This window comes from Marinobacter lipolyticus SM19, assembly GCF_000397065.2.
Taxonomy (GTDB): domain Bacteria; phylum Pseudomonadota; class Gammaproteobacteria; order Pseudomonadales; family Oleiphilaceae; genus Marinobacter; species Marinobacter lipolyticus.
The window spans coordinates 34479-50675 of the sequence record NZ_KE007326.1; the positions used below are offsets into that span (position 1 = coordinate 34479).

General features: G+C 54.4%; 11 protein-coding genes. All 11 read right to left on the reverse strand.

The genetic code is table 11. The features are described 5' to 3' along the window. Nucleotides 1–16: 16 nt before the first annotated feature. Complete coding sequence (gene pheS, locus MARLIPOL_RS12260) at nucleotides 17–1015, reverse strand: phenylalanine--tRNA ligase subunit alpha (RefSeq protein WP_012138470.1); 999 nt, start codon at nucleotides 1013–1015, stop codon at nucleotides 17–19. A gap of 152 nt (nucleotides 1016–1167) precedes the next feature. Beyond that, nucleotides 1168–1521, reverse strand: coding sequence for a 50S ribosomal protein L20 (rplT, locus tag MARLIPOL_RS12265; RefSeq protein WP_012138471.1), 354 nt, complete (start codon nucleotides 1519–1521; stop codon nucleotides 1168–1170). 50 nt (nucleotides 1522–1571) lie between these two features. Then, nucleotides 1572–1763 carry a 50S ribosomal protein L35 gene (gene rpmI, locus MARLIPOL_RS12270; protein ID WP_007151842.1) on the reverse strand — a complete coding sequence of 64 codons (192 nt, stop codon included), beginning with the start codon at nucleotides 1761–1763 and terminating at the stop codon, nucleotides 1572–1574. A 93-nt stretch (nucleotides 1764–1856) separates the two neighbouring features. Further along, the gene (infC, locus tag MARLIPOL_RS18430; protein ID WP_082446173.1) at nucleotides 1857–2402 is read right to left on the reverse strand and encodes a translation initiation factor IF-3; all 546 of its coding nucleotides are present in this window, start codon (nucleotides 2400–2402) and stop codon (nucleotides 1857–1859) included. Further along, complete coding sequence (thrS, locus tag MARLIPOL_RS12280) at nucleotides 2399–4324, reverse strand: threonine--tRNA ligase (protein ID WP_012138474.1); 1926 nt, start codon at nucleotides 4322–4324, stop codon at nucleotides 2399–2401. The genes infC and thrS overlap by 4 nt, the downstream gene beginning before the upstream one ends. A gap of 154 nt (nucleotides 4325–4478) precedes the next feature. Beyond that, nucleotides 4479–7079: a TRAP transporter permease gene (locus tag MARLIPOL_RS12285; protein WP_012138476.1), complete on the reverse strand. Its 2601-nt coding sequence runs from the start codon at nucleotides 7077–7079 to the stop codon at nucleotides 4479–4481. A gap of 84 nt (nucleotides 7080–7163) precedes the next feature. Continuing rightward, nucleotides 7164–8147, reverse strand: a complete 984-nt coding sequence (locus MARLIPOL_RS12290; protein WP_012138477.1) for a TAXI family TRAP transporter solute-binding subunit — start codon at nucleotides 8145–8147, stop codon at nucleotides 7164–7166. A 180-nt stretch (nucleotides 8148–8327) separates the two neighbouring features. Then, nucleotides 8328–10712 (reverse strand): efflux RND transporter permease subunit, encoded by a 2385-nt coding sequence (locus MARLIPOL_RS12295; RefSeq protein WP_012138478.1) that lies wholly within the window; start codon nucleotides 10710–10712, stop codon nucleotides 8328–8330. Between the two features lie 43 nt (nucleotides 10713–10755). Beyond that, nucleotides 10756–11850: a WD40/YVTN/BNR-like repeat-containing protein gene (locus MARLIPOL_RS12300; protein ID WP_012138480.1), complete on the reverse strand. Its 1095-nt coding sequence runs from the start codon at nucleotides 11848–11850 to the stop codon at nucleotides 10756–10758. A gap of 113 nt (nucleotides 11851–11963) precedes the next feature. Further along, nucleotides 11964–13352, reverse strand: coding sequence for a DUF1329 domain-containing protein (locus tag MARLIPOL_RS12305; protein WP_012138481.1), 1389 nt, complete (start codon nucleotides 13350–13352; stop codon nucleotides 11964–11966). A gap of 143 nt (nucleotides 13353–13495) precedes the next feature. After that, nucleotides 13496–16138, reverse strand: coding sequence for an aminopeptidase N (gene pepN, locus MARLIPOL_RS12310; RefSeq protein WP_012138483.1), 2643 nt, complete (start codon nucleotides 16136–16138; stop codon nucleotides 13496–13498). Between the last annotated feature and the right edge of the window lie 59 nt (nucleotides 16139–16197).

The window sequence follows — 16197 nt, forward strand, 5'->3', positions numbered from 1 at the left end:
CCTGTCGATCGCTGTGTTACCGGAACTGGCGCAGAAACCGCAGATCGTTCTCGAAAAACATGCGCAGATCATTAACGCCGTAGCGAAGCATGGCCAGGCGCTCAACCCCCAGACCAAAGGCAAAGCCACGGTACTCTTCAGCATCAATACCGCAATGTTCAAATACTTTCGGGTGTACCATCCCGCAGCCCATGACTTCCAGCCACTTGATGCTACCATCGGCCTCACGCCCCCACTCGATATCCACTTCCGCGGACGGCTCGGTGAACGGGAAGTAGGAAGGACGGAATCGAACTTCCAGGTCACGCTCAAAGAACACCCTCAGGAACTCTTCAACCGTACTCTTGAGATCAGCAAAACTGACATCCTTTTCTACCAGCAACCCTTCCACTTGGTGGAACATCGGGGTGTGGGTCATGTCGGAGTCACAGCGATAGACCCGCCCCGGGCAGATCATGCGAAATGGAGGCTTTCCTGCTTCCATGGTACGGATCTGTACCGGTGAGGTATGAGTGCGGAGCAACGTACCAGGATTGAAATAAAAGGTATCGTGCATGGCACGGGCCGGGTGATGACCGGGAATATTGAGGGCTTCGAAGTTATGATAGTCGTCTTCGATCTCAGGACCCTGCTCCACGGTATAGCCAGCACGGGCGAAGAAGTTCTCGATACGCTGAAGCGTGCGGGTTACCGGGTGCAGCCCACCCAGGTCCTGGCCACGGCCGGGCAAGGTAACATCAATGGATTCGCTGGCCAGCTTTTGCTCGATGGCAGCGCGCTCAAGGTCAGAACGGCGGGCATTGATGGCCTGCTCTACCTGGCCCTTGGCCTCGTTGATCTTCTGGCCGGCAGCGGGGCGCTCTTCGGCGGACAGCTTGCCCAGCGTCTTTGCCTGCTGGGTGATCACACCCTTCTTGCCTAGGTATTCAACACGAATTTGATCAAGTGCCTGCAAGCTGTCGGCGCTTTCTACCGCAGCCAACCCGTCCTGAACCAGTTGCTCCAGGTTTTCCATTGACCCTGCTCCAAACCAGAAATGGGAGTACTAAAACAAGTATCTGTAAACAAAAATAGGGGAAGAGCGCGCCCTTCCCCTATTAGAGGACGTCACCATGAAATCATGGGAACGCCCGGATCGATGAGTAATCGATGAAAGAGCTTAAGCGATCACAGGGACGCTTTGGCCTTCTCAACTACGGCAGCAAATGCCTGCTGCTCGTTCATGGCCAGATCGGCCAGAACCTTACGATCGATCTCAACGTTAGCCTTCTTCAGACCAGCGATCAGACGGCTGTAGGACAGGCCGTTGGCACGGGCACCCGCGTTGATACGAGCAATCCACAGTGCACGGAATGCGCGCTTACGGTTGCGACGGTCGCGGTATGCGTACTGACCGGCCTTGATGACCGCCTGTTTGGCTACACGATAGACGCGGCTACGCGCTCCGTAATAACCCTTGGCCTGACTGAGAATCTTCTTGTGACGACGACGTGCTACCACGCCACGCTTTACACGAGCCATACTTTAATCCTTCTACCTTTAAACCTTTGCAGGAATGGTTAGCGGCTGAATCAGCACGCTGTCATACGCTTGATGGAAGCCACATCAGACTTGGCAATCAGCTTGGTACCACGGAGCTGACGCTTACGCTTGGGGCTCTTCTTGGTCAAGATATGACTGGTGAAGGACTGCTTGTGCTTGAAGCCAGTGGCGGTTTTCTTGAACCGCTTGGTGGCTCCGCTTTTGGTTTTCATCTTAGGCATTTTTAAAACTCCGCATTCTATTTTTAAATAAAACAAAATGTGTCCCTGAACGACAAATCCCCCGCTTCGCGGGGGATCATCACCCGATCAGGTTCACTTCTTCTTGCGGGGAGCCACAATCATGGTCATCTGCCGGCCTTCCATTTTCGGCCGCATCTCAACCGTTGCAAGCTCTTCAATATCTGCCTCGATCCGGCCCATGAGCTTCATACCAATTTCCTGGTGTGCCATCTCACGTCCACGAAAGCGAATAGTGATCTTGCCGCGGTCCCCGTTTTCAAGGAAACGTACCAGGTTGCGTAGTTTGACCTGATAATCCCCTTCTTCAGTTCCTGGACGGAACTTAAGCTCTTTGACCTGCGTCTGCTTCTGTTTTTTCTTGGCAGCCGCCTTGGCCTTCTTCTCTTCGAAGACCTTCTTGCCGTAGTCCATTATCTTACAGACGATCGGATCGGAATCCGTAACCTGTACCAGATCAAGAGTGGCCTCTTCAGCCCGCTTGAGAGCATCTTCGATCGGAACAATTCCGACCTGATTGCCTTCGGCATCTATCAGGCGGACTTCAGTTGCGTCAATATTCTCATTGATCGGCGCTTTAGGTGTGCGCCCACCCCGATTCGCTCGCTGTTTAATAATCAGATCTCCGTTTTGGTTCTGCCCTTGCGTTGAATGTCATCAGCCAGCAGCTGTTCGAACGCTTCAAGCGACATAGTTCCCAGATCTTCACCTTTGCGGGTTCTCACTGCAACGGCGCTGTTCTCGATTTCCTTGTCACCGACAACAACCAAAAAAGGAACTTTATTAATAGTGTGCTCGCGGATTTTAAAGCCGATCTTCTCGTTTCTCAAGTCAGCATTAACCCTATAGCCCAAAGAATCCCACTTTTTCGCCAGATTCTGACAATAATCACGCTGATTATCGGTGATATTGAGGACCGCTACCTGGGTTGGTGCCAGCCAGGTCGGAAATGCGCCTTCGTATTCCTCGATGAGGATACCAATGAAACGCTCAAACGACCCGAGGACCGCCCTGTGCAGCATGACAGGCGTCTTGCGCTCGGAATTATCGGCCACATACTGGGCGCCAAGGCGGCCCGGCATGGAAAAATCGACCTGAATGGTACCGCATTGCCATACCCGACCGATACAGTCTTTCAGAGAGAATTCAATTTTCGGACCGTAGAACGCGCCCTCACCAGGCAACAATTCCCAATCCACACCTTCCCGATTCAATGCTTCTTCCAGGGCCGCTTCTGACTTGTCCCATACTTCGTCGGATCCTACACGCTTCTCCGGACGGGTCGACAGCTTGTAGAGGATCTGATCAAAACCGAAATCCTTGTACACCTCGTGAAGCAGATCGATGAAGCGGGACACTTCCTGCTGGATAGCATCTTCTTCGCAGAATATGTGGGCATCGTCCTGGGTAAACCCGCGAACGCGCATCAACCCGTGCAACGCTCCGGAGGCCTCGTTACGGTGACAGGAGCCGAATTCCGCCAGGCGCAGCGGCAGGTCCTTATAGCTCTTCAGACCCTGGTTGAATACCTGGATATGGCACGGGCAATTCATCGGTTTGATAGCAAAGTCGTGCTTTTCAGACTCGGTGGTAAACATGTCATCATGGAATTTGTCCCAGTGACCGGACTTTTCCCACAACGCCCGTGAAACGACCTGAGGCGTTTTGATTTCCTTGTAGTCGTGACGACGCAGGATATCGCGCATGTACTGCTCGATTTCCTGGTAAAGCGACCAGCCATCCGGATGCCAGAATACCATCCCCGGGGCCTCTTCCTGCATATGGAACAGGCGCAATTTCTTGCCGATCTTGCGATGGTCCCGTTTCTCGGCCTCTTCCAGGCGATGCAGATAGGCCTTGAGGTCTTTCTTGTTACCCCAGGCTGTACCGTACACGCGCTGGAGCTGTTCGTTACCGGTATCGCCCCGCCAGTAGGCGCCAGCCACCTTGGTCAGCTTGAACGCTTTGAGCTTGCCGGTGTTGGGTACGTGAGGCCCGCGGCACAGGTCAATGAAATCACCCTGGCGGTAGAAAGACAGGTCTTCATCACCAGGGATATCCTCAATGATTCGGACCTTGTATTCCTCACCCATACCTTCAAAGAGCTTGACCGCTTCATCCCGGGACATCACCGAACGCGACACGGGAATGTCCTGCTTGGCCAACTCCTCCATGCGCTTTTCAATACGCGCCAGATCTTCGTTGGTAAACGGGCGATCAAACTTGAAATCGTAGTAGAAGCCGTTATCGACCACGGGGCCGATAGTCACCTGGGCCGAAGGGAACAATTCCTTGACGGCCATTGCCAGCAGATGGGCTGTGGAATGGCGGATAATATCAACGCCGTCTTCATCCCGCTCGGTCACAATGGCGAGATCAACGTCATCTTCAATCTGGTAACTGGTATCCACCAATGTGCCGTTAACTCGGCCAGCAATAGCGGCCTTGGCGAGACCTGCGCCGATATCAGCGGCCACGTCGTGAACGGTGACGGCTTCGGCAAAACTGCGGTGACTGCCATCTGGCAGGGTAACTACGGGCATGATTATCTTCTCCTGTGGGACTCAGCGGTGATCCGTACCAAAGATCACATGTTGGTGGCCATCCGCGATACAAACCGCGGGCCACATTCGCAGCGGAGTTTAACAGAAAAAAACCCGGCGGGTTAATGCCGGGTTTTGCTAACCGCAGGAACCGTCAGGCCGTTGTAGCAGCTGCGTCTTCCCTGCTTTTTCGGCGCAGCTGCCCGAACGCCACAAGGCCAAGCAGAATCAGTGCGGGAATAAACATCAACTCCCTGGGCGGGCGATCAAGTTCTACCTGTACAGCTTCAATAGTCCAGCCGAAGTCAATGCCGGCATCCTGGGCCGGGCTACCAAACTCGACGAAGTCCACAGACATTACGTCACCATCGGGTCGCAACTCCATGCCTGCAGCGATCAACCTCTCTTCCGGCGTCTCCCCGGCCGGAATCTCCAGCTTGAGGTACTTGGAAACCTCACTACCGTCCAGCGACATACCCGAAGCTTTCAACACAATGGTTTTATCAGCCGGAATACTCTCGACATACTCCATGATCTCCACCCCCGGACGGTCTTCAGTGGGCGGATAAATCATGTCCCACCAGAAACCAGGCCGGAACATGGTGAAGGTTATAAGAATGAGGAGCAGTGACTCCCACTTGTAGCTCTTGGTAAACCAGAACCCCTGAGTGGCCGCCGAGAACACCAACATCGCCGTCACCGCACTGAAGATGGTAATCAGCAAGTCCAGCCAACCACTCAGCCCGATCAGCAATAACTGCGTATTGAAGATAAACATGAATGGCAGGATGGCCGTCCGGATATCGTAGGTAAAACCCTGAATCCCCGTTCGGATCGGATCAGCCCCGGAAATTGCAGCGGCGGCGTAGGCCGCCAGCCCTACAGGCGGCGTATCATCCGCCAGGATGCCGAAGTAGAACACAAACAGGTGAACGGCGATCAGGGGAACGAGCAACCCGTTCTGGGCCCCCAGAGTAACGATGACCGGTGCCATCAGGGTCGACACCACGATATAGTTTGCGGTGGTGGGCAACCCCATCCCCAGAATCAGACTGATAATCGCGGTGAAGATCAGCATCAACAGAAGATTGCCGCCGGACAGAAATTCCACGAACTCTGTCATCACCAGACCAATCCCTGTAAGGGTAACTGTACCGACCACAATACCCGCTGTTGCGGTTGCGACACCGATCCCGACCATGTTGCGCGCACCGGTGACAAGAGAATGACCAAGATCGAAAAACCCGGTCTTGAAGCTGTCAAAAAAGGCGCCCTGCTTGTGGAAGAATGCTTTCAGAGGGCGTTGGGTCAGCACAATGAAAATCATGAAAGCGGTCGCCCAGAACGCTGACAACTGGGGCGAGAAACGCTCTACGGTCAGACACCATACCAGCACAACAACCGGCAGCAGAAAATACAGCCCCGTCTTTACAGTGGGACCAACCGGAGGCAGATCACCCATTTCCTTGTTCGGGTCGTCAATCTCAAGTTCGGGGAAGCGGGTGGCGTATCCGACCAACCCGACATAAACCAGAACAAGCAGAGGGCCCAGAACCCAGGGCGCCCCTTCACCCAGCCAATCTTTGATCCAGCCAATACCGTAATAGACGATAAGCGTCAGGGCGATCAGACCAATCAGCAGAACCACCCAGTTCAGCATTCGCTGAGGAAGCGTTGGACGATCCAGTCGTTCGACGCCTTTCATCTTCAGCTTGCAGGCTTCGAGGTGAACGATGTAAATCAGGGCAACATAGGAGATCAACGCCGGCAGGATGGCGTGCTTGATCACTTCCAGATAGGAAATGCCAACGTATTCCACCATCAGGAATGCAGCGGCACCCATAATCGGGGGTGTAAGCTGGCCATTTGTGGACGCTGCCACCTCAACGGCACCCGCCTTTGTGGCAGGAAATCCGACCCGCTTCATCAAAGGGATGGTAAACGTGCCGGTGGTCACAACATTCGCTATCGAAGACCCCGAAATCACACCACTCAAGCCACTGGACACAACCGCAGCCTTGGCCGGGCCACCACGCATATGCCCCAGTAATGCATAGGCAACTTTAATAAAATAATTACCGGCTCCGGCCCGCTCAAGCAAGGCGCCAAACAGAACAAACAGGAAAACGAAACTGGTAGAAACGCCTAATGCGACACCAAAGACGCCTTCAGTGCCCAACCATTGATGGGATGCCAGCTTGCTGAGACTGACTCCCTTGTGGGCAATCACATCGGGCATATAGGGCCCGGCGATGGAATAGGTGATAAAAACAGCGGCAACAATGGTCAGGGGAAGGCCGAGGGCTCGACGGGTTGCTTCCAACAGCAACACCAGGCCAATCATCGCGACCCATAGGTCTGTCGTTGTTGGCGCTCCGGGCCGGCTGGCCAATTCCCTGTAAAAAACATACAGGTAGGACGCACAAAACGCGGCTACCAGAGCCAGAACCCAATCATAAACCGGGACACAGTGCAGGTTCCGTCCCTTGATCATAGGAAAGGCAGTAAATGACAGAAACACGGCAAAGGCCAGGTGAATGGAACGCGCTTCCGTGGAGTTGAAGATTCCGATATTGAAAATAAATGGCAGTGGCGACGCAATCCAGAGTTGAAACAATGACCACGCCAGAGGGACGATAAAGAGAAGAATGGCCGTATTTCCGCTGCCTACCCTGCCCCCGGTTTCTGTCTGCAGAATCTGATTTACTTTTCCGCCATCCATGCCAGTCCCGCTTTCCGGGTCGCTTGTTGCCATAAATAGTTCCTGTTACGTGAAAGATTAATCCCCGGAGAGACAACACAGCGGGCACGTGGCCCGCTGTGTTGAGACGCAGACAGATCAGTCGATCAGGCCAGCTTCCTTGTAGTACTTCACAGCACCCGGGTGCAGCGGGGCACTCAGCGCATCAGAAACCATTTCTTCCTTGTTCAGGTTCCCGAAAGCCGGATGCAGGCGCTTGAAGCTGTCGAAGTTCTCGAAGACAGCCTTGACGACCGCATACACAACGTCGTCCGGCACATCGGTGGAAGAGACGAAGGTCGCCGCAACACCAAAGGTCGTTACGTCATCATCACTGCCACGGTACATGCCACCCGGAACAACCGCCTTACGATAGTATGGGTTCTCGTCGATCAGCTTCTTGGTCGCGGCATTATCCACATTGACCAGGACACTGTCACAGGAAGTGGTCGCTTCCTTGATCGCACCAGATGGGTGGCCAACCGTGTAGAAGAAGGCATCGATATTGCCATCACACAGGGCCTGGGACTGCTCTGCGGCCTTGATTTCGGCTGCCAGGGAGAACTTATCCTGGTCCCAGCCCATTTCCTTCATCAGCACTTCCGCAGTGGCTCGCTGACCGGAGCCGGGGTTACCAATGGAGACGCGCTTGCCTTCCAGGTCCTCAAAGGTCTTGATGCCGGAACCCTTGCTCGCAACGACAGTGAATGGCTCGGGGTGCAGCGAGAATACCGCCCGCAGCTTTTCATTCTTGCCAGCGTCTTCAAATTCACTGGTGCCGTTATAGGCGTGGTACTGCCAGTCAGATTGGGCGACCGCCAGATCCAGCTCACCTTCACGGATGGCATTCAGGTTATAGACAGAACCACCGGTGCTCTCTACAGAACAACGAATGCCATGCTCCTTCCGATCCATGTTGACCAGGCGGCAGATCGCACCACCGGCCGGGTAGTAAACGCCGGTTACCCCACCAGTACCAATGGTGACAAACCGCTGCTCCTGAGCGGAGACGGCTGAGGAGGCGGCACCAAGGCTGACTGCGGCAGCAAGCGCGAAAACGGAGCTTCTAATTTTTAGTGTCATGGGATCTTCCTTTTTCATCATTATCATATGATGCCCGCATCCACATACGGACAAACTTCCGGTTCGTTTTGAAACATAGACCACTTCGCACCATAAATAAAGGTTGCATTAGCTGGCTAACCAGTTGACCGGGAAACAAAAAAGCCCGCAATGCGGGCTTTTTTGTCGGGCGGAGGGCGCTTACTCTTTAGACCGCGCCTTGGCAAGCATGTGGTCCGGGCGCAGCAAGAATCTCGCCAGCGCCGGCAGCAGCCAAATGGCCCCAACCATGTTCCACAGGAACATGAAGAACAACAGGAAGCCCATGTCCGCCTGGAACTTGATTGGAGAGAAAATCCAGGTGACCACCCCAAGACCCAGGGTTACGCCGGTAAAGATAACCGCCTTACCGGTTGAACGCAGGGTCTCGTAATACGCCTCCTGAAGCGCCTTGCCTTCCAGTATGAACTTCTCCAGTTTCGTGTAGATATAGATACCGTAGTCCACACCAATGCCGACGCCCAGTGCAATGACTGGCAAGGTCGCTACCTTGATACCAATTCCGGACGTCGCCATGATCGCTTCACACAGGATCGAGGTAAGACCCAGCGGAGTCACAATACAGATCACCGCGCGGATCGAACGGAACGTCAGGAGACACAGAAAACTGACCACACCATAAACAAAGGCCAGCATCATGTTCTTGGCACTGGAAATGACTTCGTTGGTGGCGGCCTCCACACCGGCATTACCAGCCGCCAGCAGGAAGGTGTGCTCTTCGTTGCTGTTGTTCTCCGCGAATTTCTCAACACGGTCTACGACGGTCTGCAGCGTTTCGGCCTTATGGTCTTCGAGGAACACCAGTACCGGCGTCAGATCGCAGTTGGTGTTGATCAGGCCCGCCGGGGCCTCACGAATGGACGCGTTGATAATGGTCTGGTTACGGGAAATTTCGTACCACTTCCAGTTACCCTCGTTGAGCGCCTTGGTAACGATTTTCGACACATCCGCCAGCGACGCGGACGATTGGACTCCCGGTGTGTTCTGGAGCTCCCACTGCAGGCTATCCATGGCACGCAGAACGTTATACTGAGTGCATTGTTCTTCAGGCGTCTTCACCATAACCACCAGCACATCAGCACTGGTCGAGTAGTTGTCGATGATGTAGGCGTTGTCCTTGTTATAACGGGAATCCGCACGCAGCTCTGGTGCCCCCTGATCCAGATCCCCTACTTTCAGCCCCTGCTTAAAGTAAAGACCAGCGCCCAGGCCAATGACCGCAATCAGCAGTGACACTGGCGCGACACCAGGATGGGCGAAGTAAGACATGACCCGCCATTTACGATCCTGTTTCTCACCATGACTCTGCACATGACGGATACCACCCTTGGTGATACCGATGTAGGACATAATCAACGGATGCAGAACCAGATTCGTGATGATCACGATGGCAACACCCAGACCAGCAGCGACTGCCAGATCCTTGATGACGTCAATCTGGATAAAGAGCAAAGTCAGGAAGCCGAAGGCATCGGAAATCAGCGCCAGCATGCCCGGGATATACAAAGCCCGGAATGCAAGCCGCGCAGCGGTAATCGGATCGAATCCCTTGGAGGCCTCGATCGCCATGGCGTTTACCACCTGAACCCCATGACTGATACCAATGGCAAACACCAGGAACGGCACCAGCACCGAGTAGGGATCCAGACCATAGCCGAGAAGCTTGAGGATACCCAACTGCCAGAACACCGCTACGATGGACGAAAACACCGGCACCAATGTGCCCGATATACAGCGGGAGTAGCCATACAGTAGCAGCGTCGTCAGCAGAATCGTGATGCCGGCAAAGTAGGCAATCGAACCAATACCCTCAATCAGGTCACCCACTTTCTTGGCAAAGCCAACAATATGGATCTCAATATTGGGATTACTCGCGCCATACTTGTCACGAATTTTCTCTTCCAGTTGACGGGAGAACGTACCGTAATCCAGCGGTTCACCGGTCTCCGGGTTATTCTCATACAATGGCGCATACACGATGGTGGAACGGAAGTTGTCCGAAATCAGACGGCCAACCTCGTTTGAGCGCAGAACGTTCTGGCGCAATGCTTCCAGACTGTCACGGGATCCGTCATAGCCATCGGGGATCACAGTCCCCCCCTGGAAGCCCTGCTCAGTCACTTCGACCCAACGCACATTAGAGGTCCACAGAGACTTCAGCCCCGAGCGATCAACACCGTTCAGGTAGAACACCTCATCGGTGATCTGTTTCAGAGTTTCCATGTACTCCTTGGTAAAAATGTCGCCTTCTTTCACCTCGACGGCAATACGCACAAAGTTCCCCAGGTTCTCCAGGTCGTCTCTGTGGTCCAGCATGTTCACGATGTATGGATGCTCAAGCGGAATCATCCGCTCGAAACTGGCATCCGGCTGTATTTTGATGGCGTTATAGCCAAGAAACAGCGTCAGGAAAAAGAATACAATCAGGATGATAGCCCGATTGTTGAAGATCAGCCGTTCAAGAAACGGTTCTGCCTTCGGTGTCGTCAGGTAATGTTCGCCCTTGTCGTGCTTCGGGTTCGACATTCAAAGCCCCTCTATTTCGTTTTGTTGATGCCACATCAGGGCGTTATTGAAGGTTCTTGCCACGAGCGTCGGTGAACTTAACGCCACCCTCGCCAACAATCAGAAGGTTGGTTCCCGAAACAGGAACAACCGCCATGACGCTTTCCCGGTCATCGCGGAAATATGAACGGAAGGATCGACCACCATCTGTGCTTAGCAGAACAGCGCCGCCGTTTCCGACCAGAGTAATTCGCCCATCGTCCGCAACCATGCCACTATTCAGGGTTGCCCCTGCGTCATTAGGGATCATTTCCCAGGACTGCCCCAGGTCCGTTGAGAGCATCTTGTTGCCACGGAGGCCGAATGCGAGCATTTCGTTGGCCTTACCGGTACCGATAACGCCAAAGAGCGACCCCGAATAAGGGCTTTCACGACGCTCCCAGGTATCCCCGCCATCAGCGGATACGTGAATATTGCCTGCCTCACCAACGATCACGATGGCGCCACCGCTCACCTGAGTGATGCTGTTGAGATGGAAACTTTGCGGGTTATCAATCCGCGCTGACCAGTCACGCCAGGTTTCGCCACCATCGTTGGTACGCAAAATCATACCGTAGGCACCGATGACAAAGCCGTGGTCCTCGTTTTCAAACCATACGTCCAGCAGCGGATTCACCGGGCCGACATCAAGATCGGCCTCCAGGTTTCCCATGGTAAAAAACAGGTCGTCCAAGGCCCATTCAAGATCCGCTTTTTCTTCTTCAGGCGCCTCTTCGATCTGCTCTTCAAGCTCGGCAATCTGTTCCTGCTTGGTCTCAATAGCCAGTTTTGCTGCTTCGATACCGGTCAACTGGAGTTCCCAGGTTTCGCCAGCATCGCCTGAGTGCAATACGACCCCACTGTGGCCCACGGCCCAGCCATGCTGCTCAGTACCAAAATCAATACCCGTCATGGTGACAGATACGGGCACTTGCCCCTGCTCCCAGGTCTGCCCCTCATCATCCGAGTAGATAATATGGCCCCGCTCACCTGTCGCCACGATCCTGTCACCCGCTTTGGTCACATCGTTAAGCAGTGACTGGGGCGCCAGATCGGTTGGCCGTGATGGAGTTTCGATGATATCTGCAAGCGCAAACACCGAGGGAGCGGACAGTGCCATGGATACTCCAAGACAAGCCGCACCCAGAGTCTTGCACATCAACCTTGTAGCCATTCAGATTGCCTATTTATGTTGTTTGAACTGTGTCTCTGTAGTGCCGAGGCAATAAACCCTCAGCGTACACTCCGGCGACGTAGCGACGCGGGTGAGAAGTAACGCCTGTTGGGAACTTCATCCGAAAAGATCCGGGTATTCGGTTCTTCGGTATCCAGACCCAGAACGTGATAACGACGTGCCTGTAGGTCATGATAGACATCCAACACTGTCCACACGCCCGGAAGCTCATAATAGTTCTTGGGAAGGCCCATGGTGACACGCCAGAGTTCTCCCCGACCGTCGTACTGATCCACCAGAACGATGTTCCAGCTGTCTTCATCAATATAGAAACGACGCTTGGCGTAGATGTGGCGCTCACCGTCCTTCAGGTTGGCTTCCACAACGTGCACACGGTGAAGTTCCCAACGGGTAAGATCCGGATTGACATGAGACACGCCCAGAATTTCAGAGTAAGGCGTGCCTTTTTCACCAATGCGGTAGTTGTTATAGGGAATGTAGATTTCCCGCATGCCCTCGTATTTCCAGTTATACCGATCCAGGGCACCGTTGAAAATATCGGTATCATCCGCCGTACGAAGATTGTCAGAAGCTGCAATTGGAGAATCGTAACCCAGGTTCGGAGCCCTGCGCACACGACGCTGACCGGCATTATATCCCCAGCCATTGCGCGGATTGATGATCTGATTCAGGGTTTCGTGGATCAGGATTGCACCACCCGCCAGACGAGGCGGTGACTGGGTAAACGAGAGGTAGTAGAAAATGACGTTGTCGAGATCTTCTTCACCGCCTTCCGGGTTGTAAAAATTAAAGAAGGCTTCCTGCTGGGATGTAACGAGAGAGTAATCGCCATCGGTCTGGACCGCCACCTCACTGGAACGGCGAGTGACACTGACTCCACGCCACCGGGTCAGGTGATTCCAGATCGCCTGCCATGCCTTTTCTTCATTATTACCATGCAATATGGGGAACGGGTAGCCGCCAAATGCGCCGTCGAGACCTTCACCCTCGCCAACGATCTCCGCGTTCACGGCATTTTCCCTTGTGTTCTCGGCAACCCAGTCCGGAACGGCATGGGTACGGCGAGTCTTGTAGACAGGGATCCGAAAGGTAGAGGGGTAAGCCTCAACCATTGCCTTTACACCATCAGTAAGGTGCTCACTGTACTGATCCACGTTGGATTCATTGATCGTAAACAGCACTTCATCATCCGGGAACGGATTGATGTGGTGCTGGCCGCTGCCTTTGTATCCATCCGGCGGGGTGGTCAGACCGCCATCCCAGGCGGGAATGGTCCCTGCCCCATTGCCCGCCTTGATTGAACCAAATGGCGTCAGATCCTGCCCCAACCGGGCAGCCTCACTGGATGAAACGGCGGCCAACGCCGGAACAGAAGCCACGGAAAGTGCAAGCATGCTGCCCAGTAAAAAGTTCTTGTTATAGATCATTTGAAACCTTACTTCCGTCTGGAAGCCCTTAGAAGGGCCTTTTATTGTCGTTTTATGGTTTATCGACTATTCAACACAGATTAGACGATTGGCCAATATTGTCTATCGACCGAAAGTGCGATTTTGGCCTTCGCGGGCCTTCCCTAGCCCGCAAGGCTCTTGTGAACCACCTCATACACGTCCCGTGACAACCCTTGCTTGTCGCGAATCTGCTCTAGAGCAGCTTTCATTTGGTCACCATGAACCGGCGCAAACTTTTTCCAGCGGGTCAACGGTGTCACCAGGCGCGCCGCAATCTGCGGGTTGCTGTCATCCAGCCGCGATACCTGATCCGCCAGGAAACGGTACCCGGAACCATCCGCCGCGTGGAACGTCGCCAGGTTCTGACCGGCAAACACGCCGATAACCGAACGCACTTTGTTGGGATTTTTCCAATCGAACGCCTCGTGCGCCATCAACTGCCGGATCTGATCAAGGCCTCCGGTCGCAGGGCTCGAAGACTGCACCGAGAACCACTGCTCTACGACCTGTGGATCATCGGAGAACTGCTGGTAGAACGCCTCCAGCACCTGATCACGGTCCGCCGCAAAACCGGAGTTCACCAACGCCCGTAGCGCTCCCATGCGGTCGGTCATATTATCCGCTTCCCGGAACTGGTTTACGGCCAGATCCCTGCCCTCCTCATCATCAATGTGCAGCAGCCAGGCCAGCGCCGTATTTCGCAGGCTGCGACCAGCAATGGCTACTGGTGTCAATTCATAGACCCCCGTGCAGTCGATACGACGGTAACACGCCAACAGATCTTCCCTGAGGGAAATCGCGAGGTGAGTAAGCACCCTCTCCCTCGCCCGGTGTATTGCCTGCACATCCGGACTGTCAGCCAGCTCAATCAGGTAGGCTTCCGACGGCAGCTGCAACATCTTGGCCACCAGAGCCTGGTCCAGAGAGGGATCCGACATCAGATGGCGATAGGCAGCCACCAGCCGGGGCTCAATCTCGGCCTTGTCCGGGGCGCCAACCAGAGATGAGATCACATCCACCGCCAGCCGCTGGCCGGCATCCCAACGGTTGAATCCGTCGGAGTCGTGACTCATCAGGAACTGCAGTTGCTCCCTGGTCCAGGGATAAGTCACCCGCACGGGCGCAGAGAATTGCCTCAGTAACGAGGGAACCGGCCGCTCACTGACGTCATTGAATTCGAATGTGTGGCTTGTCTCCGTCAACTCCAGCACCCGCTCGGCAGGCGCGTCATCGTCACCGTCGGCCATCTTCAATGGCATATCGTTTCCGCTGCCATCAAGCAGGCCCAGCGCAAATGGGATATGCTGGGGCCGCTTATCTTCCTGACCAGGCGTATCAGGAATGGCCTGCTCAACAGTCAGATTATAAGTACCGGCCTGCTCATCGTAACGGTCGCTGATGTTGAGCACCGGAGTGCCTGCCTGTTCATACCAGAGACGGAATTGTGAGAGATCACGACCGCTGGCGTCTTCCATGGCTTTGACAAAATCATCCGTGGTAACGGCCTGCCCATCATGACGCTCGAAATAAAGATCACTGCCTTTTCGGAACAACTCGGGGCCCAACAAGGTATGAATCATCCGTACCACTTCCGCCCCTTTTTCATAAATGGTCAGGGTGTAGAAGTTGGAAATTTCCATGTACGACGCCGGGCGCACCGGGTGTGCCATGGGGCCGCCATCCTCGGCGAACTGCGCCGTTCTCAACAGGGTGACGTCCTCGATACGTTTGACCGTGGGCGAGCCCATGTCTGACGAAAACTGCGAATCCCGGAAGACCGTAAAGCCTTCCTTCAGGCTGAGCTGGAACCAGTCGCGACAGGTGACACGGTTGCCGGACCAGTTATGGAAGTACTCATGAGCCACAATTGCTTCAATACGCTGGAACGCCAGATCCGTCGCGGTCTCCTGGCTGGCAAGAACGCACGAGGAGTTGAAAATGTTCAGCCCCTTGTTTTCCATCGCCCCCATGTTGAAGTCATCCACGGCAACGATCATGAAAATATCCAGGTCGTATTCCCGCCCGTAGACTTCTTCATCCCAGCGCATGGAGCGCTTGAGGGAATCCATCGCGTGTTCGCATTTCTCTGAGTTGCGTGGTTCCACGTACATCCGCAGATCGATATCGCGACCAGAAATGGTCGAGAAGTTGTCCCGCTTTTCCACCAGGTCGCCAGCCACCAGTGCAAACAGGTAGCAAGGCTTTGGGAACGGATCTTCCCAGGTCACAAAGTGTCGGCCGTCCGCCAGGTCACCACGTTCAATATCGTTACCGTTGGACAGCAGGATCGGGTAGCTGGACTTGTCTGCTTCTATCCGCGTACGGAACCGAGCCATCACGTCTGGCCGGTCCGGGAAGAAAGTGATGCAACGGAAGCCCTCGGCCTCGCACTGGGTGCAAAACATTCCCGAGGACTTATATAGCCCCTCAAGACGGGTGTTGTTGTGGGGTTCAATCCAGGTGACCACCTGAAGCTCAAAGGCATCGGGTACATCGGCAATCACCAGCAAATCACCGAGATCCTCGTATTGCGCCGTATCCAGGGCATCGCCATCGAGGGCCACGGATTCCAATTTCAGACTGTCACCATCCAGTTCCAGGGCTCCACGGCTGTCGACCGACTCCGGATTCCGTCGCATGGATAACGTGCTGTGGACGCGGGCACCGTCTTCGTACAGCTCGAACCTGAGATCAACGTGATCCACCAGAAAATCCGGTACTCGATAATCCTTCAGGTAAGTAGTCTTTGGCTGGTTGGTACGCATGGGCTGTCTCCAGAAATTCGTGTCAGTCGGCGCGAGTTGAAAAGTGCCGATGCAAATTG

Coding starts and splice junctions, on each gene's coding strand:
- pheS (WP_012138470.1), bottom strand. CDS start 1,015: ATGGAAAACCTGGAGCAACTGGTTCAGGACGGGTTGGCTGCGGTAGAA.
- rplT (WP_012138471.1), bottom strand. CDS start 1,521: ATGGCTCGTGTAAAGCGTGGCGTGGTAGCACGTCGTCGTCACAAGAAG.
- rpmI (WP_007151842.1), bottom strand. CDS start 1,763: ATGCCTAAGATGAAAACCAAAAGCGGAGCCACCAAGCGGTTCAAGAAA.
- thrS (WP_012138474.1), bottom strand. CDS start 4,324: ATGCCCGTAGTTACCCTGCCAGATGGCAGTCACCGCAGTTTTGCCGAA.
- MARLIPOL_RS12285 (WP_012138476.1), bottom strand. CDS start 7,079: ATGGCAACAAGCGACCCGGAAAGCGGGACTGGCATGGATGGCGGAAAA.
- MARLIPOL_RS12290 (WP_012138477.1), bottom strand. CDS start 8,147: ATGACACTAAAAATTAGAAGCTCCGTTTTCGCGCTTGCTGCCGCAGTC.
- MARLIPOL_RS12295 (WP_012138478.1), bottom strand. CDS start 10,712: ATGTCGAACCCGAAGCACGACAAGGGCGAACATTACCTGACGACACCG.
- MARLIPOL_RS12300 (WP_012138480.1), bottom strand. CDS start 11,850: ATGGCACTGTCCGCTCCCTCGGTGTTTGCGCTTGCAGATATCATCGAA.
- MARLIPOL_RS12305 (WP_012138481.1), bottom strand. CDS start 13,352: ATGATCTATAACAAGAACTTTTTACTGGGCAGCATGCTTGCACTTTCC.
- pepN (WP_012138483.1), bottom strand. CDS start 16,138: ATGCGTACCAACCAGCCAAAGACTACTTACCTGAAGGATTATCGAGTA.